Origin of the sequence: Bacillus sp. JNUCC-21 (genome assembly GCF_041222765.1) — a bacterium.
Lineage (GTDB): Bacteria > Bacillota > Bacilli > Bacillales > Bacillaceae > Bacillus > Bacillus velezensis.
Genome location: NZ_CP166019.1, coordinates 1,428,133 through 1,449,490 on the forward strand (window position 1 = coordinate 1,428,133; position 21,358 = coordinate 1,449,490).

Sequence of the window (21,358 nt, forward strand, 5' to 3'; positions counted from 1 at the left end):
AGGAGGAAAGAAAAGTGAAGATAACTGAGCTGTTAACAAGAGATACAATTCATCTCAATATAGAAAGCAAAGAGAAAGAAAACGTTATCGATGAAATGGTGACAGTGCTTGACAAAGCCGGCAGATTAAATGACAGAGAGGCTTACAAAGCAGCCATTTTAAATCGTGAAAGCCAAAGCTCGACGGGAATCGGCGAAGGCATTGCCATTCCTCATGCGAAGACGGCGAGCGTCATTAACCCGGCCATCGCATTCGGCCGTTCAAAAGATGGTGTGGATTATGAATCATTAGACGGTCAGCCGGCACACCTGGTCTTTATGATTGCGGCAACCGAAGGAGCGAATAATACGCACCTTGAGGCATTATCAAGACTTTCAACGCTTCTCATGCGTGAGGAAATCCGCAAACAGCTTCTTGAAGCTGAATCAGAAGATGCGATCATTGACATCATCAATCAGCATGACAAAGATGACGATGAGGAAGAAGAAGAGCAGGAAGAACAGGCAGCGCCGTCAGGAAAAGGCAAAATCCTTGCCGTTACGGCATGTCCGACAGGTATTGCCCATACGTTCATGGCAGCTGACGCACTGAAGGAAAAAGCGAAAGAGCTCGGCGTTGACATTAAAGTCGAGACAAACGGCTCAAGCGGTATCAAACATAAGCTGACGGCTCAAGAAATTGAAGACGCGCCTGCGATTATCGTGGCGGCTGATAAACAGGTTGAAATGGAACGCTTTAAAGGCAAACATGTTCTTCAAGTGCCTGTGACGGCCGGTATCAGACGTCCTCAGGAACTGATTGAAAAAGCCGTTAACCAAGATGCGCCGATTTACGAGGGCAGCGGCGGAGGATCTTCCGCTTCAAATGAAGACGGTCCGAAACAGAAATCAGGCACAAGCATCGGAAGTACTTTCTATAAACACTTAATGAGCGGTGTCAGCAACATGCTGCCATTTGTCGTCGGCGGCGGAATTCTCGTTGCGATTTCATTCTTCTGGGGAATTCATTCAGCTGATCCGAAAGATCCGACATACAACACGTTTGCCGCAGCGCTGAACTTTATCGGTGACGGTAATGCGTTAAAGCTGATTGTGGCAGTTCTTGCCGGATTCATCGCAATGAGTATTGCGGACCGTCCGGGATTTGCGCCGGGTATGGTCGGCGGATTTATGGCTACGCAGGCGAATGCCGGATTTTTGGGCGGACTGATTGCCGGATTCTTAGCCGGTTATGTCGTAGTCCTTTTGAAAAAGCTGTTTGTCTTTATTCCTCAGACTCTTGACGGATTAAAACCTGTATTGATTTATCCGCTGCTCGGTATTTTTATCACAGGAGTTCTGATGCAATTTGTCATAAACACACCTGTCGCAGCGTTCATGAATTTCTTAACAAATTGGCTTGAAAGCCTTGGAACTGGAAACCTTGTCTTAATGGGTATTATTTTAGGCGGTATGATGGCTATCGACATGGGCGGCCCGCTCAATAAAGCGGCGTTCACTTTCGGTATCGCGATGATCGGGGCCGGAAACTATGCGCCGCATGCGGCCATCATGGCGGGCGGAATGGCTCCGCCGCTTGGAATCGCACTGGCGACAACATTCTTTAAACACAAATTCTCTAAACGTGACCGTGAAGCCGGTATTACGTGCTACTTCATGGGAGCAGCTTTCGTTACAGAAGGCGCCATCCCGTTTGCAGCGGCTGATCCGCTTCGCGTCATCCCTGCAGCCGTTGTCGGTTCTGCGGTAGCGGGCGGGTTGACAGAGTTTTTCCGGGTAACGCTTCCTGCACCGCACGGAGGAATATTCGTTGCATTCATTACGAACCATCCGCTGCTTTACTTAATGAGCATCGTGATCGGAGCGATTGTAACGGCGGTTATCTTGGGAATCGTCAAAAAACCGGTTGTAGAGAAATAAGCAAAAAGCGTCCTTTACGGGCGCTTTTTTCAATCATGTGCGCATAGAAGCGTTATGTATTTTATGATGAGTTATGATAAAGTAAAGATGGTACATGAACTGATAACAGTGATCGTCTAGGAGGAACCACGTTGACTGAAGAACAAAAACCTACTTCTGAAAAATCGGTAAAAAGAAAATCCAACACATATTGGGAATGGGGAAAGGCCATCATTATAGCGGTTGCACTTGCGCTGTTAATCCGCCATTTCCTGTTTGAACCGTACTTAGTGGAAGGATCATCAATGTACCCGACATTACATGACGGTGAAAGGCTGTTTGTCAACAAAAGCGTCAATTATATCGGAGAAATCGAGCGGGGGGACATCGTCATTATTAACGGCGATACATCGAAAGTCCATTATGTAAAGCGGCTCATCGGAAAACCGGGAGAAACGGTGGAAATGAAAAATGACACGCTTTATATAAACGGCAAAAAAATCGCAGAACCGTACCTCGCGAGCAATAAAAAAGAAGCTAAAAAACTGGGAGTCAACCTCACGGGAGATTTCGGCCCCGTAAAGGTTCCGAAAGGCAAATACTTCGTCATGGGCGACAATCGGCTGAACTCAATGGACAGCCGGAACGGACTCGGTTTAATTGCCGAAAACCGGATCGTCGGCACCTCGAAGTTTGTGTTCTTCCCGTTTCATGATATGCGTCAGACAAAATAAAAACGCCGCGCTGCCCGATTTGGACAGCAGGCGTTTTTTATTTGGCAAACGAGGCGGCGACGGCGATGAACAATACCGTGGCCAGCACTGATCCGACAATGGCCAGAACGCTGAAAAAAAGATTCACCTGCTTCTTCTCTTTGCCGCGTTTTTCAAGCATCCGTTTTGAAAAGAGATGCGAAAACGTATAAATGAGGGCAATTCCGACGTACAAGCCGATGTCACGTGCCGTAAAGCCTGTGACGGCCAGAAAAACCCCGGTGAAGAAAATCATAAGACAGTATTCTGTGAGTGTTAAAAGCTTCAACTTGTTCCTCCGTGATGAATATGTATATATATCTATTGTATCACAGCGCTCCGGGTTTGACGCCTGCATCTTTCAAACCCGTATATTCGCAGGGAAACATTTCTCTTCCCCTTTATTCATGGTATACTTTTAATGATGATAGACACGATGGAGGATTCTAAATGATTGCTGTAAATAATGTGAGCTTGCGTTTTGCGGATCGCAAGTTATTTGAAGATGTCAATATTAAATTTACGCCGGGCAACTGCTACGGATTAATAGGCGCAAACGGTGCCGGAAAATCAACATTTTTGAAAATTTTATCCGGTGAGCTGGAGCCGCAGACCGGCGATGTCCATATGAGCCCGGGCGAACGTCTTGCCATTCTGAAGCAGAACCACTTTGAATATGAAGACTTCGAAGTGCTGAAAGTCGTTATTATGGGACATAAACGTTTATACGAAGTCATGCAGGAAAAAGACGCGATTTATATGAAGCCTGATTTTTCAGATGAAGACGGCATCCGCGCCGCTGAGCTTGAAGGAGAGTTTGCGGAATTAAACGGATGGGAAGCTGAAAGTGAAGCCGCTATTTTGTTAAAGGGCCTGGGCATCTCTGAAGACCTGCATACGAAGAAAATGGCGGACTTAGGCGGTTCAGAAAAGGTGAAAGTGCTCTTGGCACAGGCGCTGTTCGGCAAGCCGGACGTTCTGCTGCTTGATGAACCGACCAACCACTTGGATCTGAAAGCGATTCAGTGGCTGGAAGAGTTTTTAATCAACTTTGAGAACACAGTCATCGTCGTATCCCATGACCGTCACTTTTTAAATAAAGTGTGCACGCACATCGCCGATCTTGATTTTAATAAAATTCAAGTGTACGTCGGCAACTATGATTTCTGGTATGAATCCAGCCAGCTTGCTTTAAAGCTTTCTCAGGAAGCCAACAAGAAAAAAGAAGAGCAGATTAAACAGCTTCAGGAGTTCGTGGCCAGATTCAGCGCCAACGCCTCTAAATCAAAGCAGGCGACATCAAGAAAGAAACTCCTTGATAAAATCACGCTTGATGATATCAAACCGTCATCACGCCGTTATCCTTATGTCAATTTCACGCCGGAACGTGAGATCGGAAATGACGTGCTGCGGGTTGAAGGCTTAACAAAAACGATTGACGGGGTTAAGGTGCTTGATAACGTCAGCTTTATTATGAACAGAGAAGATAAAATCGCTTTTACGGGACGCAACGAACTTGCCGTTACGACATTGTTTAAAATCATTTCCGGGGAAATGGAAGCTGACAGCGGCACATTTAAATGGGGCGTGACCACTTCTCAGGCGTACTTCCCTAAAGACAACAGCGAATATTTTGACGGCAACGATGCGAACCTTGTTGACTGGCTCCGCCAATACTCGCCGCATGACCAAAGCGAAAGCTTTCTGCGCGGTTTCTTAGGACGCATGCTGTTCTCAGGAGAAGAAGTCAACAAAAAATCAAACGTCCTTTCCGGAGGAGAAAAAGTGCGCTGCATGCTTTCAAAAGCGATGCTTTCCGGCGCGAATATCTTAATTCTGGATGAACCGACAAACCACTTAGATTTGGAATCCATTACGGCGCTTAACAACGGCTTAATCAGCTTTAAAGGCGCTATGCTGTTTTCATCTCATGACCATCAGTTTGTACAGACAATTGCCAACCGCATCATTGAATTAACGCCTAAAGGCATTGTTGACAAACAAATGTCTTATGACGAATTTCTTGAAAACGCGGATGTACAGAAAAAACTTGAAGAGCTATACGCGTAATAAAGAAGCAGGGGAGACTCTGCTTTTTTATTTATGAAAAAAGTTTTCAATCTTCTGACTTCCCGTTACAATAAATGAATACATAACTTGAAAAGAGACGGAGGAATGCATCATGAAGTTTTTAGTTGTCGGAGCTGGAGGAGTGGGCGGATATATCGGCGCGCGTCTTGCAGAAAAGGGAAATGACGTGACGTTTCTCGTCCGCAAGAAACGGGCGGAACAATTACAAGAGACGGGATTGACCGTCAAAAGTGAAAAAGGTGATGTTTCAATCAAGCCGAAATTAATCATGGCGGGCGAAGAAGGAGCATTTGACGCGGTTATCATCGCTTCAAAAGCGTATTCTTTGCAGGACGTCATTCGGGATGTCAAACCGTTTGTCAAACCTTCGTCGGTCATTATTCCTTTTTTAAATGGATACAGGCACTATAACCAGCTGTTTGAAGCTTTTTCAAAACGGCAGGTGCTGGGCGGCCTCTGCTTTATTGAGAGCGCCCTTAACGACAAAGGGGACATTCTTCATACGAGCGCTGCCCACCGCTTTGTTTTCGGTGAATGGAGCGGGGAACGCACGGAACGTATGAATGAGCTGGAAAACGCATTTGCAGGTGTGAAAGCGGATGTCATCATCAGCCGGGATATTGAAAAGGACATTTGGAAAAAATATATGTTTATTGCCGCGCAGGCGGGAGTGACCACTCTGTTTCAACAGCCGGTCGGACCGATTTTAGAAACAGAAGGCGGCCGCAACACGGCAAAGCGCCTCTTTGCTGAAATCGGCGCCATTTTCAAGGCTGCCGGCATCCCGAAAGATCCTGGTCTGGAAGAAGAGAGTTATCGCACATTGACAAGCATGTCTTACCATATGAAATCGTCGATGCTGAGAGATATGGAAAAGGGCAGGGTGACGGAAGGTGATCATTTACACGGATTTTTGCTTGAGAAAGCGAAAGGCTTGTCAGTTGATGCACCTGTTTTGGAAACCGTCTGCGCCAACTTGCAAATGTATGAAGCGAAATAAAAAAAGGAGGCCTAAGCGCCTCCTTTTTTTATTAAAATGCCCAGTTTCCGTTTCTGAAGATCGGTTCTCTTTTGCCGTCCGCCGTAATGCCGTCGATATTCATATCTTTGGAACCGACCATAAAATCTACGTGTGTAATGCTTTCATTTAAGCCCTCTTTGACAAGCTCTTCCCGTGTCATTTGTTTGCCGCCCTCAATATTAAAGGCATACGCGCTGCCGATCGCCAAGTGGTTAGAGGCGTTTTCATCGTACAGTGTGTTGTAAAATAAAATATTTGATTGTGAAATCGGTGAATCGTACGGCACTAAGGCCACTTCACCGAGATAGTGTGAGCCTTCATCGGTTTCGACGATGCCTTTTAAAATCTCCTCGCCTTTTTCAGCTTTCACATCGACAATGCGGCCGTTTTCAAAGGTAAGAGTGAAGTTATCAATAATGTTGCCGCCGTAGCTCAGCGGTTTCGTGCTGGAAACCGTGCCGTTCACCCCGTCACGCTGCGGGAGGGTGAAAACCTCTTCTGTCGGCATGTTGGCCATGAATTCGTGCCCGCTCTCATTCACGCTTCCCGCGCCTGCCCATACATGTTTTTTCGGCAGTTCAATGGTTAAGTCTGTTCCTTCAGCCTGATAATGCAGGGCGCTGTAATGTTTTTTGTTTAAGTGTTCCACTTTTTCATGAAGGTTTTGATCATGTTTTTTCCATGCTTCCACAGGGTTTTCTTCATTTACGCGGGTCGTTTTGAAAATTTCTTCCCATAAAAGCTGAACGGCTGTTTCTTCCGGCTGATCCGGGAACACTTTTTTCGCCCAGCCTGTTGAAGCGGCTCCGATCACCGTCCAGCTGACCTTATCTGATTGAATATATTGTCTGTATGTATGCAATGCTTTTCCGGCGGCTTTTTGGAACGCTGCAATCCGTTTGCCGTCAGTGCCTTTTAACAGGTCGGGGTCGGATGAGACGACAGAAATAAACGCAGCCCCTTTTTTCGCGAGCTCTTCTTTTCCTTTTGCTTCCCATTCAGGATACTCTTCAAACGCTTCAAAAGGTGCCATCTCGTATTTTAATCTGGACAGTTCATCGTCCTGCCAATTTACGGTGACGTTTTTTGCGCCTTTTTCATAAGAATGTTTGGCAAGCAGTCTGACAAGTTCCCGGACATCAGTTGAGGCATTGATTACGACATGCTGTCCTTTTTGGACATTGACGCCGACTTCTACCGCCAGCTGAGCATATGTATGTAACTTTTCAGTAAACGAACTCATCGTTCATTCCTCCTCATCGGTTTTTCTCATCATATCAAATATCGCCTCATAAAGGAAAGAAAGGAGCACAAACGAAAAAGACACAGCTTTTGCTGCGTCTTTACGGGTGATTCAGTTTTACGGCGCCGCCGGCCGGAGAATGGGGCATATTGGCCAGTGATATGCTCATACCCCCCAGAATAATTCCGCTTAAAATGACGGCTACTGCTACGCGTCTTCCCACATCTCTAAGCATATGCTTCCTCCTTAATGTTTCTCCAGTTCTCACAATATGAGCCGGCCGGAGAAAAAAGAAGCACAATCTTATTATTTAATCGCTTTTTGCAGCTTGTCGATGACGTCTAATGAACGTCCCGTGCCGATAGCCACTGATTCAAGCGGATTTGCCGCCAAATGAACGGGAACGACGATTTCATCTGTCAGCCATTCTTTCATCCCGTTTAAAAGGGAGCCTCCGCCGGTTAACACGACGCCGCGGTCAACGATATCACCGCTGAGCTCCGGCGGACAATCTTCAAGTGTCGCTCTGATCGCTTCAAGAATATGCAGGAGCGACTCACGCATCGCGTGCTGAATTTCATTAGATTGCAGTCTGATTGTCTTCGGCAGACCGGTTACAAGGTCACGTCCGCGGATTTCCATCGTTTCCGGCACATGTTCGATCAATGCAAAACCGATTTCCATTTTCACTTGTTCTGCCGTACGTTCCCCGATCAGCAGGTTGTATTTTTTTCTGACGAACGAGGCGATATCTTCATCAAGCTGGTCGCCGCCGATTCTGATCGAATGGCAGGATACGACGCCCCCGAATGAGATGATGGCGACTTCAGTCGTACCGCCGCCGATATCTACGACGACGTTTGCGACCGGCTCGTCAACAGGGAGGTCGGCTCCGATTGCAGCGGCTACGGGTTCTTCAATCAAGTGAACGTTTTTCGCTCCGCAGTTTTTGACAGCGTCACTGATGGCTCGTCGTTCAACGGCTGTTGAGCCTGAAGGCGTGCAGACGACGACATTCGGTTTGCGGAAAGTCATGCCGATTTTTTTTCCGGCTTTTTTCATAATGTGTTTTAATAAGTCAGTTGTCATATCATAATCAGCAATGACACCGTCTTTCATCGGCCGAACGGCGACGATTTTCCCCGGCGTCTTTCCGATCATGCTTTTGGCATCCGTTCCGATGGCAAGCACCGCTTTCGTTGTTGTATCTACAGCGACAACGGAAGGCTCGTTTAAAATAATTCCTTTATTTTTACTGTAAACAAGTATATTAGCGGTTCCTAAGTCGATTCCGATCTCAGTTGATTGAAACATGTTTTCACCCAATCCCTATCCTGATTTAATTGATTCTACATTTAAAGTTTCTGAGAAAAACCACGATTTTTGGGGGTTTCCGCCGGGAATGAAATGTTTTTGTAAAAAAGGAGGGAAAGTCTGTATCCCATATTTCAAAAGGATTTTCTTTTGTAAAAAAACATTCAGTTCCGGATGCTGAGAAACTTTTGCTCCGTTCCTTTCGTCTACGTTTATGAAGGATTTTCCTTGGACATAAAGAAGAGACATTAAAGGAAGTAGGGGATTTCTATGAAATCAATTGGTGTAGTAAGAAAAGTAGACGAACTCGGGCGTATTGTCATGCCGATTGAATTGAGAAGAGCATTGGATATCGCTATTAAAGATAGTATTGAATTTTTCGTTGACGGAGACAAAATTGTCTTGAAAAAATACAAGCCGCACGGCATTTGCTTAATGACGGGGGAAATTACTCCCGAAAATCAGGAGTACGGCAACGGCAAAATTATTTTAAGTCCTGAAGGAGCGAAAATGCTGCTTGAGGAAATCGAGGAAGCGTTAAAAGATAGATCATAATCAGCAAAAAGGGCGGAGCATCATTCCGTCCTTTTATTATGAACTTGTGCAAAAACTCACGGGAAAAGTAAGCGAACCTGCTCAATTAATTGGGAATAGTTATCATTTTTTAGTCAATAATGCAGTCAACAATGTTACAATATATGTAGAAATGCTAGCGGCAGGTGGGACTATGGGAAAATATCAAGCGCGTATCATTTCCTTAATCTTGGCAATGATTTTTATTATGTTTTGGGATTATTTATTTTATATGATTGAACGGAATCCGATTAACTGGCCCGTTGACATCACCTTTACCGCCGTCACATTAATCAGCGTCTGGCTGCTGGCTTATTATGTGGATAATAAAAAGCAGCTGCTGGCGGAGCTGAAGGACAGCGAGCAGAAAGCAAAGGCGCTTTCAGATGAGAAAAACCGGATCATGGACAATCTGCAGGAAATCGTTTTTCAGACGGATGCACAAGGGAATATTACATATTTGAATCAGGCCTGGACGGCGATTACGGGCCACTCCATCAGCGAATGTATGGGCACGATGTATAATGATTATTTTATAAAAGAAAAACATATCATTGATTATATTATCTCCCAAATCAAGCAGCAGTCCCCGTCAGGAATGTTTACGGCCAAATATATTAAAAGAGACGGCTCGATCTTTTGGGGAGAAGTCCATTATAAGCTGTATTATGACCGCAGACAGAAATTTGTCGGAAGCCTGGGGACGATGTCTGATATCAGTGAACGGAAAAAAGCGGTCGACGAGCTTCTGGAAACGAACGAACGCCTTGCCATGCAATCTCAAAAGCTGGCCATTGCCGGGGAGCTTGCGGCAGGAATCGCCCATGAAGTAAGAAATCCTTTAACGTCAGTCAGCGGCTTTCTCCAGCTGATGAAAGCCCAGTATCCGGAAAGAACGGATTATTTTGATATTATTTTTTCGGAGATTAAAAGGATTGACCTTGTGCTGGGGGAGCTGCTTCTGCTCGCCAAGCCGCAGACCGTGACGTTTACCGCTCATCATCTCAACCATATTTTACGGCAGGTGGCAACGCTTCTTGACACGAACGCGGTGCTGTCGAACACTGTAATTGAGAAGGATTTCAGGCAGACTGAGTCCTGTATGGTCAACGGTGACGAAAACCAGCTGAAACAGGTATTTATTAATATTATTAAAAATGCGATTGAAGCGATGCCTGACGGCGGGAATATTCATATTTATACAAAACGGGATGAAGAATACGCGGTGATCAGCATACAGGATGAAGGAAACGGCATGTCGAAAGAAAAGCTTGAAAACATCGGGAAACCGTTTTTCTCAACAAAAGATCAGGGAACGGGTCTCGGTCTTCCGATTTGTTTACGAATTCTGAAGGAGCATAATGGTAAACTTAACATTAAGAGCAAAAATGGAGAAGGCAGTACGTTTCAGGTGATTCTGCCGTTAGAAGCGGCTGCTGTCCAAAAGGAGGAAAAATAACTTGCTTCTTTTTGTATACGGTTTGTTACGGAAGCGTGAAGAAAACCATGAACTGCTGAAAGGCGCTCCGTGTGTGTGCGAGCAGGCTGCGATAAACGGCGTGCTGTACGAAACGGATAAAGGTCAGCCTGCGGCGTCTTTAGCAGAAACAGCTTTTGTGTACGGGGAATTGTATGAAACAGATCATCAGATGATCCGTAAGCTGGATGCGTATTATGCTGATTTTGATCGAAAAGAGGTTGCCGTGACGACGGATGCCGGGAATAAAACCGCCTTCGCATATGTCGTAAAGCCCGACCAGTGTGCTTCATTCAGCCGTATCAAAAGCGGAGACTGGAAAGAATACCGTTTTATGAAACGGGAGGATGACAGTCCGGTTTATTATTTCGCTTACGGCTCCTGTATGGACAATGCCCGGTTTAAACAGGCGGGGGTCGACCACTTTTTTGCCGAGCCGGTCGGAGGGGCGGTTGTTGAAGGGTATTCGACGAGATTCACATTAAGGCGTCCTGACGGTTCCAGAGCCGATCTTGTTGAAGACGGGGGACGAACTGAAGGCGTGCTGTACAAGCTCCCGTTTGAAGCGGCAACCTATCTGTACAAAAGAGAAGGTGTTGATAACCACACATACCGTCCCGCGTTCATAGAAGTGTGTGCCGGCGGCCGTGTATACAGAGGCGTCCTGATGTTTCTCGTTCTTGATAAAGCTGAGGAAATTGCGCCTCCGGGTCACTATCAGGAAGAAATCGAACGCGGAGCGGATCTGTATTTATCGCCCGCCTTTTCAGAAAAGCTTAAACGCTATATGAACTCATTGCCGAAAATGTGATACTATTCCTATTAGAGATATTGTTTAAAGGAGTACTGTTATGAGAAAAGAGTTTGCCGTTATCGGTCTCGGACGCTTCGGCGGAAGTATTTGCAAAGCATTAAGTGAAGAAGGCCTTGAGGTCATGGCGATGGATATTGATGAAGATAAAGTAAATGAATACGCCAAAATCGCATCACACGCGGTCATCGGCGATTCAACCGATGAATCGGTGCTGAAAAACTTAGGGCTGCGCAACTTTGACCACGTCATTGTGGCAATCGGCGAAAATATACAGGCGAGCATTTTAACGACGCTGATCTTAAAGGAACTCGGCGTGAACACGATCACGGTTAAAGCGCAGAACGATTATCATGAGAAAGTGCTTGCGAAAATCGGGGCCGATCACATCGTCCACCCTGAACGTGACATGGCAAAACGCATCGCCCACAACATCGTATCAAATAATGTGCTTGATTATTTGGAGCTGTCCGACGAACACAGCATTGTGGAGATCGTGGCCAACAGCAGGCTTGCGGGCAACACACTGCTTGATCTGGACATCCGGGCGAAGTACGGCATTAATATCGTGGCCATCAAGAGAGAAAAAGAAGTGATCGTATCTCCCCTGGCGACTGAAATGATCCAAAAAGAAGATATTCTCATCGTTATCGGCTCTCTTACGGACATTTCCCGATTTGAAAAAAGAGTGCTTCACACAAAGTGAAAAGCCGTCCGTAAAAGGACGGTCTTTTATTATGTCAGAATAGAAAGACATTTATCATGTAAGCGGTATTTTCTGCAATTTTTATTGACTATGATCAGGCGATCCGATAGCATATTGTACCATATACAGAAAAAGAGGAGGCCTCATTTTGAACAAAGAAACACTGGCTGAACGGCTGAATGCATCAGCCGGCAGACAAAAAGCCGATACCGTCATTAAAAACGGAAAAATCATGGATGTATTTAACCAGGAATGGATTTCTGCAGATATCGCCATTACGGGCGGAGTGATCGTCGGGCTGGGCGAATATGAAGGGGAAGAAGTCATTGATGCAGAAGGTCAAATGATCGTTCCGGGCTTTATTGACGGACATGTTCATATCGAGTCCTCTATGGTTACTCCGATTGAATTTGCTAAAGCCGTCCTCCCACACGGAGTGACTACTGTCATTACTGATCCTCACGAAATTGCGAACGTTTCCGGAGCAAAAGGCATTTCTTTTATGATAGAGCAGGCGAAAAAGGCGCCGCTGAACATCCGTTTCATGCTTCCTTCCTGTGTTCCCGCCGCTAGCTTTGAACGCTCAGGAGCCGTATTAAAAGCCGAGGATTTAAAGCCTTTTTATCAGGAGAAAGAGGTGCTCGGACTTGCGGAAGTAATGGATTATGTGTCTGTTGCGGAAGGTGAAGAGGATATGCTTCAGAAACTGCTTGATGCCAAGCGTCACGGAAAACGGATCGACGGGCATTTAGCCGGACTGTCTTCAGATATCATCAATATATACAGAACCGCAATGGTGTCAAATGATCATGAAGTGACGACAAAAGAAGAAGCGCTGGACAGAATCAGACGGGGAATGTATGTCATGCTGCGCGAAGGATCGGTGGCAAAAAATACGCTCAATGTGCTGCCGGCGGTGAATGAAAAAAACGCGCGGCGCTTTTTCTTTTGCACGGATGATAAGCATGTAGATGATCTGCTTTCAGAAGGAAGTGTGAACCACCAAGTCAAAATGGCGATAAAGGCGGGACTTGATCCATTCCTTGCGTATCAGCTCGCCAGTTTAAATGCGGCTGAGTGCTACGGTCTTGAAACAAAAGGGGCGGTAGCGCCGGGTTTTGACGCAGATCTGCTGTTTATTTCAGATGTACGGGAGGCTGCCGTCACGAAGACCATGGTCGCCGGCCGGACCGTTGCCGAGAACGGACGCACGGTTTATGAACAGTCTGCCGGTTCCTATTCGCCGGACCAGGCGCTGTTGGATACAGTGCGGCTGAAAGCGCCGCTGACTGAATCGGATTTTCATATACCGATTCAAGAGGGTAAGAAAATGAATGTAATCGAAATGATACCGAATCATTTGGAGACGAGAAAAAAAGAAGTGCCTGCACCGTCTGCTGACGCGTTTTGTCCTGATACAGAAAATGATTTATTAAAAATCGCCGTCGCAGAGCGGCACAGCGGCGAAAAAATGATAGGACTCGGGATTGTACAAGGGTTCGGGTTAAAAGAAGGCGCCATCGCCACAACCATTTCTCACGATTCCCATAATATCATCGCCGTCGGTACAAACGATGCCGATTTGGCAAAAGCAATCAACAGGCTCCGTGACACCGGAGGAGGATTAACAGCCGTGAAAAACGGAGAATTGCTTCATTCCGTTCCGCTTCCGATCGCCGGGCTTTTGTCTGATAAGTCGGCGGAATGGGTCAATGACAGCTTGGGCGTGCTTCATGAAAAGCTTCCTCTGCTCGGATTCACCGGTGATTTCAATCCGTTTCTCACATTATCGTTTTTAGCGCTTCCGGTGATTCCGGATATTAAAATGACAGCAGCCGGTCTGTTTGATGTCAAAGCCTTTCAGCATATTCCGCTGCAATAAAAAAACTGCACTCATTACGAGTGCAGTTTTTTTAGACCTCCATAATGATCGGAAGGATCATCGGGCGGCGTTTTGTTTTTTCGTATAGGAACGGAGCAAGTGTATCGGTAATTTCGTTTTTAATTTCGGACCACTGCGTTGTTTTCCGATCCATTACTTTCTCCAGATGGTTCGAAATCAGCTGCTGCGCGTCATTGATCAAATCACCGGATTCTCTCATGTATACAAAACCTCTTGAGATTAAATCAGGCCCCGCCGAAACTTTAAAGTCGTCCATATTGATGCTGACAACAACGATAACAAGGCCTTCTTCTGAAAGAATGCGGCGGTCGCGGAGCACGATATTGCCGATATCACCGATTCCGCTTCCGTCAATGTAAACGGAGCCGGACGGAATTTTGCCTGCCACAGCGGCTTCTTCGCCTTTGAGGGCCAGCACTTCGCCATTATCCATGATAAAGCAGTTTTCTTCGGGTATGCCGCAATCAGTCGCGAGTTTGACGTGCATTTTCTGCATTCTGTACTCACCGTGAATCGGCATAAAGAACTTCGGTTTGATCAGGCGGAGCATTAATTTCTGCTCTTCCTGTCCGCCGTGTCCGGATGTATGAATGTCATTCAATGAACCGTGAATGACTTCTGCGCCCGCACGGTACAGCTGGTTGATGGTGCGGCTTACGCTGATTGTGTTTCCGGGAATCGGAGAAGAAGAAAAGACGACCGTATCTCCGGGATTAATGGAAATCTGCCGGTGCGTCCCGTTAGCGATGCGTGATAACGCCGCCATCGGTTCACCTTGGCTTCCCGTACATAAAATCGTTACTTTATTGGCAGGCAAACGATTGATTTCGTTATGCTCAATAAACGTATTTTTAGGACAGGTAATGTAACCGAGATTTTGTCCGATTTCAATAGCCGATTCCATACTGCGTCCGAATACGGCAACTTTTCTGCCGTTTAAAACGGCTGCTTCAATCACCTGCTGAAGACGGTGTATATTCGAAGCGAATGTCGCAAATATAATTCTGCCGTCCACTTTTCGGAAAATATCGTGAATGCTTTCGCCTACGCGGCGTTCTGACATGGTGAAATCAGGAACCTCACTGTTTGTACTGTCAGAAAGCAGGCACAGAACGCCTTCTTTCCCGATTTCAGCCATCTTTGTCAAGTTTGCCGGTTCGCCTACCGGTGTGAAATCGAACTTAAAGTCCCCGGTATGTACGATATTGCCCGGCGGTGTTTTGACGACGATTCCGTATGAATCCGGAATGCTGTGTGTCGTTCTGAAGAAGGATACTGACGTCTTGCGGAACTTCACGATGTCGTCTTCACCGATGATGTTTAATTTGGTCTGTCTTAACAGCCCGTGCTCTTCAAGTTTATTCCGAAGTAAGCCGATCGCGAGTTTACCGCCGTAAACGGGAATATTTACTTGTCTGAGCAGGTACGGAATACCGCCGATATGGTCTTCGTGACCGTGGGTGATAAACAGACCTTTAATTTTATCTTCATTTTTTACTAAATACGTGTAATCGGGGATTACGTAATCAATGCCGAGAAGTTCATCTTCCGGGAACTTGATTCCCGCATCAATCAGTACAATTTCATCCTGAAACTGCACCCCGTACGTATTTTTTCCGATCTCGCCCAATCCGCCGAGGGCGAAAACGGCAGTCTGGTCATTTTTTACAAATTTCATTCCGCTCATAACTCCAATACTTTAAAATTTTCGCTCTGCTTCTCATATTCTAAAAAAGCACCGTCCACAGGCTGAACAAATTCAATGTTGTATTTCTGATCTTTCAGTTTCGTTCTGACGTCCCGTTCTGAAACGCCCTCAATGTAAAGTGAATCTGTTTTTTCCCGAACAGGTACTTCGTCAGCCTTCTCTTGATAAAATACCTTATAAATCATCCAAATCTCTCCTTAAATGCCGTATGTTAGACTCGCTTATTCTATTATATTCGAAAACGGATTATAAGGAAAGTCTCGAGCAAAAAAGGGACTTTCAAAAACCGAAAGATCCCTTCTACGCGATGACTTTTTTCCGGAGCATTCCGCCCCACTGTCTTCTGAGTTTCTTCCGTAATCGGCGCAGCATCGTATACCTCCTTTAAAGCCCTTTATAGCAGTAGTATGCGGAAAAAATGAATTTGTTTTCGTGGGTAAAACTGGAATTTCATCAAGGCGGTTTTCCGGAAGAAAAACTTTCTGTATGATGATATTGAAAAAGACACGACTGATAAACGGGAAAAAGGAGAAATTGACATGAAACCAAAATTGATCTTTTTTGATATTGACGGCACGATCTATGACCATGATAAACATATTCCCGATAGCGCAAGAAACGCCGTGAAGGCGCTTAAAGAGGCTGGCCATCACGTTTTTATCGCCAGCGGAAGGTCCCCGTTTATGGTAAAACCGATTCTGGAAGAGCTGGAGATTGAATCATTTATTTCATACAACGGCCAGTATGTCGTTTTTGAAGGTGAGGTCATTTATAAAAATCCGCTTCCTGAAGATGCGGTTGCGCGTTTATTAAAGCAGGCGGCAGAAGGGGAGCACCCCGTCGTATTTATGGCGGAAGACACGATGAAAACGACCGTCCCCGGACATCCGCACGTCTCGGAAGGAATCGGCAGTCTGAAAGCGCCTTATCCCGAAGTTGATGAAACTTTTTATAAAGGAAAAGAAATTTATCAGCTGCTTTTATTCTGCCGCGGACATGAAGAAAAAGCATATGCCGCTTTTCCGGAGTTTGATTACGTCCGCTGGCATGAATTGTCAACGGATGTGCTTCCGAAAGGCGGTTCAAAAGCGGAAGGCATTAAAAGAGTGCTTGAGCGGCTTCCGTACGGCGTAAGTGACACTTATGCATTCGGCGACGGACTAAATGATCTTGAGATGATCCGTTTTGTCGGCACCGGGGTGGCGATGGGAAATGCGGTTCCGGAATTAAAAGCTGCCGCCGATTTCGTCACAAAGCCGGTGGATGAAGAGGGAATCAGCTGGGCCGTCAAAGAACTGGGCCTTTTGAAATAAAGAAAACCGGCACTTTGGGAAGTGCCGGTTATTTTTAACGGTCAATGGCAATGGCGTTTTCAGGTTCTTTGAACGGATTTTCTTTATCAATATGGTCGTAAAACATCACGCCGTTCAGATGATCGATTTCGTGCTGAAACACGATGGCCGGAAAACCTTTGAGGCGGATGTCAATCTGTTCTCCTTCAAGCGTCACCGCCTTTACGCGGATGCGGGCGTAGCGCGGCACATAGCCGGGAATGGGTTCGTCTACCGACAGGCAGCCTTCTCCGCTCGTCAAGTAGCTTTTTTCCACTGAGTGGCTGACGATCTTAGGGTTAAAAAGAGCATAGCTGTATAAAGTGCCTTTCGCATCTTCTGCATGGACGGCGATCATCCGTTTTTTTACGTCTGTTTGGGGAGCGGCAAGACCGACGCCCGGACGAAGCTTGTATTTCTCGGCTAATTCAGGATTTTGGCTGTTTTTCACAAACTCAATCATATCAGCAAGATGCTGTTTTTCTTCGTCAGAAGCGGGAAGCTGAACCTCTTCAGCGATCTCTCTGAGCGCGGGATGTCCGTCGCGTACAATATTTTCCATAGTAATCAAGAAACTTCACTCCTAAAGCTTAATATGTAAATTATAGCGAATTTCTTTATCGCGGCGCAACGAAACAATTGGCCGGCCATAGCAGGCCGGCCGATGTTCATGGTGTATAATGTCAGCAGCCGCAGCCTAAATAAGCGGCACCGACGATGATTAATAAGATAAACAATACGACGATTAATGCGAATGTGCGGCCGTATCCGCCGCCGCAGCCGTAACCGTAACCGCCGCCATAACCATATCCGCCGCCGCAACAACCGCCGCCAAATCCGCCGCCAAATCCATATCCGTACATAAAAAAACCTCCTCTTTTAATTACGCTGACCCTCTGTCAGCAGGGCCGGCGTCTACTATAAACTATGTAAAAGCCAAAAAGATGTATGGTCATCCGCCCTGTTTTCTCAATTTTTTACGCAAGTATTCTTTGAAAGCACCGTAAGCGTCTTTACACGGTCATGCCAATTACAGCTCAGCTATTGTCAAAAAGCGTTCGGGCTTCTATAGTGGAAATTGTCAAGATTGGGGGATTTTAAGTGAATATGATTCAAAAAAAGGTATTAGCAGGAATCGGAGCGCTCGGCGCCGCAAGTATGCTGCTTGCCGGCTGCGGGGGAAAAGATCCGGTTGAATCGCTTCATGACTCGATGGAAAAAGCCGTTCAAGCGGAAAAACCGTTTCAAAAAGAGCAGAAAACATTAGAAAAATTGGAGAAAAAAGAGCATAAGCTATACGACAGCGCGGTTAAACTGAATATGGATGATTACCAGAAAATTGTCACACTGTCTGATCAGGCTCTGAGCAATGCAAATCAGCGAAAAAAACATCTGAAAGCAGAAAAAGACAGTATTGATGATTCAAAAAAAGCGTTTGAATCCGCAAAAAAAACTTCTCAAGAAATAAAAGATAAGAAAGTAAAAGAAAAAGCCGGGCATGCTGTCGCTTTAATGGAGAAAAGGTATGCATCTTATGATCTTTTGTACAAAAAGTACGAAAAAGCCATTTCACTTGATAAGGACCTTTATAAACTGATTAAAGATAAAAAGCTCACATTAGCGCAGCTGGAAGAGCAAATCAGCAAAGTAAACTCAGTTTACGAAAAGGTGCATAAACAAGCAGATGAGTTCAATCAATTTACTAAAGACTACAACAAAGAGAAAGAACTATTATTCCGCAAATAGTATAGTGAAGGCATATCGGCATGGGCTGATGAACTGATAACAACCGAGTTCAGCCGCCTGTAAAAAGGCGGCTGAAGAATTGGTATATACGTGTGTTTCCCATTGACAACAAGTAAATCATGGTATAGTATTTATTTAGGGAAATATTCACATAAAACCAATCGTTGTTTCGGCACGTTGGAATGTTTTTATTATATTGATATATATAAAACAGAATGAAAATGTGATTTTAATTATCAGAAAATTCCGTTTATTTATATTTACGGCGATATGATATTTGTACATGCTTTTTGCTTTTAAACCTTTATCCGGCATAAAGGTTTTTTTATTTTGCTTCGTAATGCTTATTAAGTAAGGGTGCTGAGAGTAAACGACAATTTTAAAATTGAAGTGAAAAACGTTAATCAAAATCGGAACGAAAAGAAACGGCAGAAATACGGAACAGGAGGAAAACAAAATGCTTGCTTACGTCTTTCCCGGACAGGGAGCGCAGTTTAAAGGAATGGGCAGAGACTTATTCGATGAATTCAGTGAGCTCATTAAAAAGGCAGATCATATTTTAGGATACTCCATAAAGGATTTATGCCTTTCAGATGAAAAAGAGAGGCTGACTGATACGAAGTATACACAGCCTGCAATTTATACAGTGAGCGCACTGCAATATTTAAAGGGTTTAAAAGAAGGTCATACACGCCCTGATGCTGTTGCGGGACATAGTCTGGGTGAATATACTGCGCTTTTTGCGGCCGGCGTTTTTAATTTTGAAACAGGTCTCCGGCTGGTTGCTAAAAGAGGCGAGTTAATGAGTGAGGCTTCCGAGGGCGGAATGGCTGCCGTGATCGGACTGGATGAGCATCACATAAAAAAAATACTTCAAAAGTATGATCTCGGCCAAATAGATATCGCCAATTACAATACATCTTCACAAATTGTGATAGCAGGGGCTGCAGAAGAGATAAAGCGGGCAACCTCTTTTTTTGAAAAAGAAGGGGCGAAAGCTTATATCGTATTGCAAGTCGGCGGAGCTTTTCATTCTCGTTTCATGGAAAGTGCACAGCGTGAATTTGCGGAATTTATCGAGGAGTTTCATTTTTCTGAATTGAATTTCCCAGTCATTTCTAACTATACGGCAAGACCTTATAAACAAGAAGATATCAAACGGAATTTAATTGAACAAATAACAAACTCGGTAAAATGGACTGAAAGCATCAGGTATCTAATGGGACAAGGCGTCACTCTGTTTGAAGAGATCGGTCCTGGAAACATTCTGACTAAATTAATTCAAACCATACAAAGAGATGAGGAACCGCTTACTATCAGTGCGCCGGAAGACAGTCTCTTTTTTTCTGAAGGGAACAAGGACAATTCGGAAAGCGGGAAAGAGCATAGCCTCTTGGCTGAAAATATAGAGAGCGGTGCAGCTTCACCGGTGTCCCGATTGGGTGATCAATCTTTCAAAGAAGATTACGGTTTGACATACGCGTATTTGGCAGGTGCGATGCATAGAGGGATCTCTTCCGCTGAAATGCTGATCCGCCTCGGGAAGAAAGGAATGCTGGGGTTCTTTGGCACAGCGGGTTTACCTATAAGGGAAATTGAACAGGCCCTTATTTCTATTAAGAAGACACTCAAAAATGGCCAGCCCTACGGAATGAATCTGCGATTTGAGCCGGATCATCAAGATAGAGAAAAGGAATTGATAGATTTATATATCAAGCATGACGTACGAGTAATAGAAGCGTCTTCGTATCTTTCTGTCAGCGCACCATTAATTTATTACAAAGCGCATCAGTTGAAGATAGACAAAAGCGGCAGGGTCATACCTCATAATCGGATCATTGCCAAAGTTTCACGGCCGGAAGTTGCGGCCGCATTTCTGAGTCCGCCTCCTCAAAGTATCGTAAAGAGAATGTGTCAGCACGGTATGCTGACGGAAGAGCAGGCGGAGTGGCTCAGCCGTATTCCTGCAGCAGACGATATCATTATTGAAGCAGATTGCGGAAGTAATACTGAACAGGGCTCATTGCCAGCGATGCTGCCGTTTTTTGTTAACCTGCGGGATGAAATGATGGAAACACACAAATACGCAAGGAAGATAAGGATCGGGGCTGCGGGAGGAATCGGGACTCCCGAGTCTGCCGCGTCTGCTTTTTTAATGGGCGCTGATTTTATTATGACGGGATCCATTAATCAATGTACAGTTGAAGCCGAAACAAGCGGTTTTGTTAAAGAAATGCTGAGTGAGACAGGAATATGCGATACTGCTTATGCGCCTTCGGAGACTCTGTTTGAGTTCGGAACAAAAGTTCAGGTGCTGAAAAAGGGCACGCTGTTTCCGGTCAGGGCAAATAAATTATTTCAAATCTACCAACAATATGAGTCTTTGAGTGAGATAGATGAAAAGACAAAGATTCAGCTCGAAAATGATTATTTTAACAAAACTTTTGATGAAATCTACGAAAGCTTAATAGAAAAACAGCCGAACCTCGCCCAAAAAGCTGAGCGCAATCAAAAATATAAGATGCTGTTACTATTTAAGTGGTATTTGCAGAGAGGATGTCTGCTTGCTTTGGAAGGGCAGGAAGAACAAAAGGTGAATTTCCAAGTTCATTGCGGCCCGTCTTTAGGCGCTTTTAATCATTGGGTAAAGGGCACGGATTTGGAATCATGGAGAAACAGACATGTCGATGACATTGGTGAAAAATTGATGAATGAGACCGAAAGTCTGCTAAGGCGCAGATTGGATACGTTATTTCTACACTAAAGAAGGGGCGGGTGGAGGCC

At 45.2% G+C, this 21,358-nt stretch carries 20 protein-coding genes; 12 read left to right on the plus strand and 8 right to left on the minus strand.

The features are described from left to right. The first annotated feature begins 14 nt into the window (after nucleotides 1-14). On the plus strand, nucleotides 15-1,919 hold the full coding sequence (locus JNUCC21_RS07570) for a fructose-specific PTS transporter subunit EIIC (protein WP_369878710.1): 1,905 nt from the start codon (nucleotides 15-17) through the stop codon (nucleotides 1,917-1,919). A gap of 131 nt (nucleotides 1,920-2,050) precedes the next feature. After that, nucleotides 2,051-2,632, plus strand: coding sequence for a signal peptidase I sipT (gene sipT / locus JNUCC21_RS07575; protein ID WP_003154568.1), 582 nt, complete (start codon nucleotides 2,051-2,053; stop codon nucleotides 2,630-2,632). Between the two features lie 37 nt (nucleotides 2,633-2,669). Here sipT and JNUCC21_RS07580 read toward each other — a convergent pair whose 3' ends face one another. Then, nucleotides 2,670-2,939: a hypothetical protein gene (locus tag JNUCC21_RS07580; protein WP_021493749.1), complete on the minus strand. Its 270-nt coding sequence runs from the start codon at nucleotides 2,937-2,939 to the stop codon at nucleotides 2,670-2,672. Nucleotides 2,940-3,100: 161 nt separating this feature from the next. On the opposite strand from JNUCC21_RS07580, the gene JNUCC21_RS07585 reads away from it, so the two are divergent. Together JNUCC21_RS07585 and JNUCC21_RS07590 are read left to right on the plus strand one after the other, a co-directional pair. Further along, nucleotides 3,101-4,720, plus strand: coding sequence for an ABC-F family ATP-binding cassette domain-containing protein (locus JNUCC21_RS07585; protein WP_369878711.1), 1,620 nt, complete (start codon nucleotides 3,101-3,103; stop codon nucleotides 4,718-4,720). Nucleotides 4,721-4,832: 112 nt separating this feature from the next. Continuing rightward, the gene (locus JNUCC21_RS07590) at nucleotides 4,833-5,741 is read left to right on the plus strand and encodes a ketopantoate reductase family protein (RefSeq protein ID WP_032871368.1); all 909 of its coding nucleotides are present in this window, start codon (nucleotides 4,833-4,835) and stop codon (nucleotides 5,739-5,741) included. A gap of 31 nt (nucleotides 5,742-5,772) precedes the next feature. Here JNUCC21_RS07590 and JNUCC21_RS07595 read toward each other — a convergent pair whose 3' ends face one another. From JNUCC21_RS07595 to mreBH, 3 genes are all read right to left on the minus strand, one after another. Further along, nucleotides 5,773-7,005 (minus strand): aminopeptidase, encoded by a 1,233-nt coding sequence (locus JNUCC21_RS07595; protein ID WP_007409644.1) that lies wholly within the window; start codon nucleotides 7,003-7,005, stop codon nucleotides 5,773-5,775. A gap of 100 nt (nucleotides 7,006-7,105) precedes the next feature. Further along, on the minus strand, nucleotides 7,106-7,240 hold the full coding sequence (locus JNUCC21_RS07600; protein WP_003154559.1) for a protein YkpC: 135 nt from the start codon (nucleotides 7,238-7,240) through the stop codon (nucleotides 7,106-7,108). Between the two features lie 71 nt (nucleotides 7,241-7,311). Beyond that, nucleotides 7,312-8,319, minus strand: coding sequence for a cell shape-determining protein MreBH (gene mreBH, locus JNUCC21_RS07605; RefSeq protein WP_003154558.1), 1,008 nt, complete (start codon nucleotides 8,317-8,319; stop codon nucleotides 7,312-7,314). Nucleotides 8,320-8,589: 270 nt separating this feature from the next. Here mreBH and JNUCC21_RS07610 point away from each other — a divergent pair, with 270 nt between their 5' ends. From JNUCC21_RS07610 to ade, 5 genes are all read left to right on the plus strand, one after another. Then, nucleotides 8,590-8,874: an AbrB/MazE/SpoVT family DNA-binding domain-containing protein gene (locus JNUCC21_RS07610; protein ID WP_003154557.1), complete on the plus strand. Its 285-nt coding sequence runs from the start codon at nucleotides 8,590-8,592 to the stop codon at nucleotides 8,872-8,874. A 172-nt stretch (nucleotides 8,875-9,046) separates the two neighbouring features. Continuing rightward, the gene (locus JNUCC21_RS07615; RefSeq protein WP_007409646.1) at nucleotides 9,047-10,351 is read left to right on the plus strand and encodes an ATP-binding protein; all 1,305 of its coding nucleotides are present in this window, start codon (nucleotides 9,047-9,049) and stop codon (nucleotides 10,349-10,351) included. 1 nt (nucleotide 10,352) lies between these two features. Beyond that, complete coding sequence (locus tag JNUCC21_RS07620) at nucleotides 10,353-11,180, plus strand: gamma-glutamylcyclotransferase (protein WP_369878712.1); 828 nt, start codon at nucleotides 10,353-10,355, stop codon at nucleotides 11,178-11,180. Nucleotides 11,181-11,220: 40 nt separating this feature from the next. Then, nucleotides 11,221-11,886: a Ktr system potassium transporter KtrC gene (ktrC, locus tag JNUCC21_RS07625; protein WP_003154554.1), complete on the plus strand. Its 666-nt coding sequence runs from the start codon at nucleotides 11,221-11,223 to the stop codon at nucleotides 11,884-11,886. Nucleotides 11,887-12,034: 148 nt separating this feature from the next. Then, nucleotides 12,035-13,768 (plus strand): adenine deaminase, encoded by a 1,734-nt coding sequence (gene ade / locus JNUCC21_RS07630; protein ID WP_043021212.1) that lies wholly within the window; start codon nucleotides 12,035-12,037, stop codon nucleotides 13,766-13,768. Nucleotides 13,769-13,799: 31 nt separating this feature from the next. Here ade and rnjA read toward each other — a convergent pair whose 3' ends face one another. Then, nucleotides 13,800-15,467, minus strand: coding sequence for a ribonuclease J1 (gene rnjA, locus JNUCC21_RS07635; protein ID WP_007409649.1), 1,668 nt, complete (start codon nucleotides 15,465-15,467; stop codon nucleotides 13,800-13,802). Between the two features lie 5 nt (nucleotides 15,468-15,472). After that, a complete protein-coding gene (locus JNUCC21_RS07640) occupies nucleotides 15,473-15,682 on the minus strand; it encodes a DNA-dependent RNA polymerase subunit epsilon (protein ID WP_003154548.1) in 210 nt (69 codons plus the stop codon). Between the two features lie 354 nt (nucleotides 15,683-16,036). Between JNUCC21_RS07640 and JNUCC21_RS07645 the strand changes: the two genes are divergently transcribed. Continuing rightward, complete coding sequence (locus tag JNUCC21_RS07645) at nucleotides 16,037-16,810, plus strand: Cof-type HAD-IIB family hydrolase (RefSeq protein ID WP_015239775.1); 774 nt, start codon at nucleotides 16,037-16,039, stop codon at nucleotides 16,808-16,810. A 34-nt stretch (nucleotides 16,811-16,844) separates the two neighbouring features. Here the strand turns inward: JNUCC21_RS07645 and def are convergent, their stop codons facing one another. Both def and JNUCC21_RS07655 read right to left on the minus strand, forming a co-directional pair. After that, nucleotides 16,845-17,399: a peptide deformylase gene (def, locus tag JNUCC21_RS07650; RefSeq protein WP_003154544.1), complete on the minus strand. Its 555-nt coding sequence runs from the start codon at nucleotides 17,397-17,399 to the stop codon at nucleotides 16,845-16,847. Between the two features lie 112 nt (nucleotides 17,400-17,511). Further along, nucleotides 17,512-17,691 (minus strand): YjcZ family sporulation protein, encoded by a 180-nt coding sequence (locus tag JNUCC21_RS07655; protein WP_007409651.1) that lies wholly within the window; start codon nucleotides 17,689-17,691, stop codon nucleotides 17,512-17,514. 244 nt (nucleotides 17,692-17,935) lie between these two features. Here JNUCC21_RS07655 and JNUCC21_RS07660 point away from each other — a divergent pair, with 244 nt between their 5' ends. Further along, on the plus strand, nucleotides 17,936-18,574 hold the full coding sequence (locus JNUCC21_RS07660) for a YkyA family protein (RefSeq protein ID WP_032865273.1): 639 nt from the start codon (nucleotides 17,936-17,938) through the stop codon (nucleotides 18,572-18,574). 457 nt (nucleotides 18,575-19,031) lie between these two features. Beyond that, a complete protein-coding gene (fabD, locus tag JNUCC21_RS07665; protein WP_072589044.1) occupies nucleotides 19,032-21,338 on the plus strand; it encodes an ACP S-malonyltransferase in 2,307 nt (768 codons plus the stop codon). Nucleotides 21,339-21,358 lie beyond the last annotated feature (20 nt).

Bases quoted from the DNA above. Each gene is read 5' to 3' on its own strand.
- JNUCC21_RS07585 (WP_369878711.1), top strand. From the start codon at position 3,101: ATGATTGCTGTAAATAATGTGAGCTTGCGTTTTGCGGATCGCAAGTTA.
- JNUCC21_RS07590 (WP_032871368.1), top strand. From the start codon at position 4,833: ATGAAGTTTTTAGTTGTCGGAGCTGGAGGAGTGGGCGGATATATCGGC.
- JNUCC21_RS07595 (WP_007409644.1), bottom strand. From the start codon at position 7,005: ATGAGTTCGTTTACTGAAAAGTTACATACATATGCTCAGCTGGCGGTA.
- JNUCC21_RS07600 (WP_003154559.1), bottom strand. From the start codon at position 7,240: ATGCTTAGAGATGTGGGAAGACGCGTAGCAGTAGCCGTCATTTTAAGC.
- mreBH (WP_003154558.1), bottom strand. From the start codon at position 8,319: ATGTTTCAATCAACTGAGATCGGAATCGACTTAGGAACCGCTAATATA.
- JNUCC21_RS07610 (WP_003154557.1), top strand. From the start codon at position 8,590: ATGAAATCAATTGGTGTAGTAAGAAAAGTAGACGAACTCGGGCGTATT.
- JNUCC21_RS07615 (WP_007409646.1), top strand. From the start codon at position 9,047: ATGGGAAAATATCAAGCGCGTATCATTTCCTTAATCTTGGCAATGATT.
- ktrC (WP_003154554.1), top strand. From the start codon at position 11,221: ATGAGAAAAGAGTTTGCCGTTATCGGTCTCGGACGCTTCGGCGGAAGT.
- rnjA (WP_007409649.1), bottom strand. From the start codon at position 15,467: ATGAAATTTGTAAAAAATGACCAGACTGCCGTTTTCGCCCTCGGCGGA.
- JNUCC21_RS07640 (WP_003154548.1), bottom strand. From the start codon at position 15,682: ATGATTTATAAGGTATTTTATCAAGAGAAGGCTGACGAAGTACCTGTT.
- JNUCC21_RS07645 (WP_015239775.1), top strand. From the start codon at position 16,037: ATGAAACCAAAATTGATCTTTTTTGATATTGACGGCACGATCTATGAC.
- JNUCC21_RS07655 (WP_007409651.1), bottom strand. From the start codon at position 17,691: ATGTACGGATATGGATTTGGCGGCGGATTTGGCGGCGGTTGTTGCGGC.
- JNUCC21_RS07660 (WP_032865273.1), top strand. From the start codon at position 17,936: ATGATTCAAAAAAAGGTATTAGCAGGAATCGGAGCGCTCGGCGCCGCA.
- fabD (WP_072589044.1), top strand. From the start codon at position 19,032: ATGCTTGCTTACGTCTTTCCCGGACAGGGAGCGCAGTTTAAAGGAATG.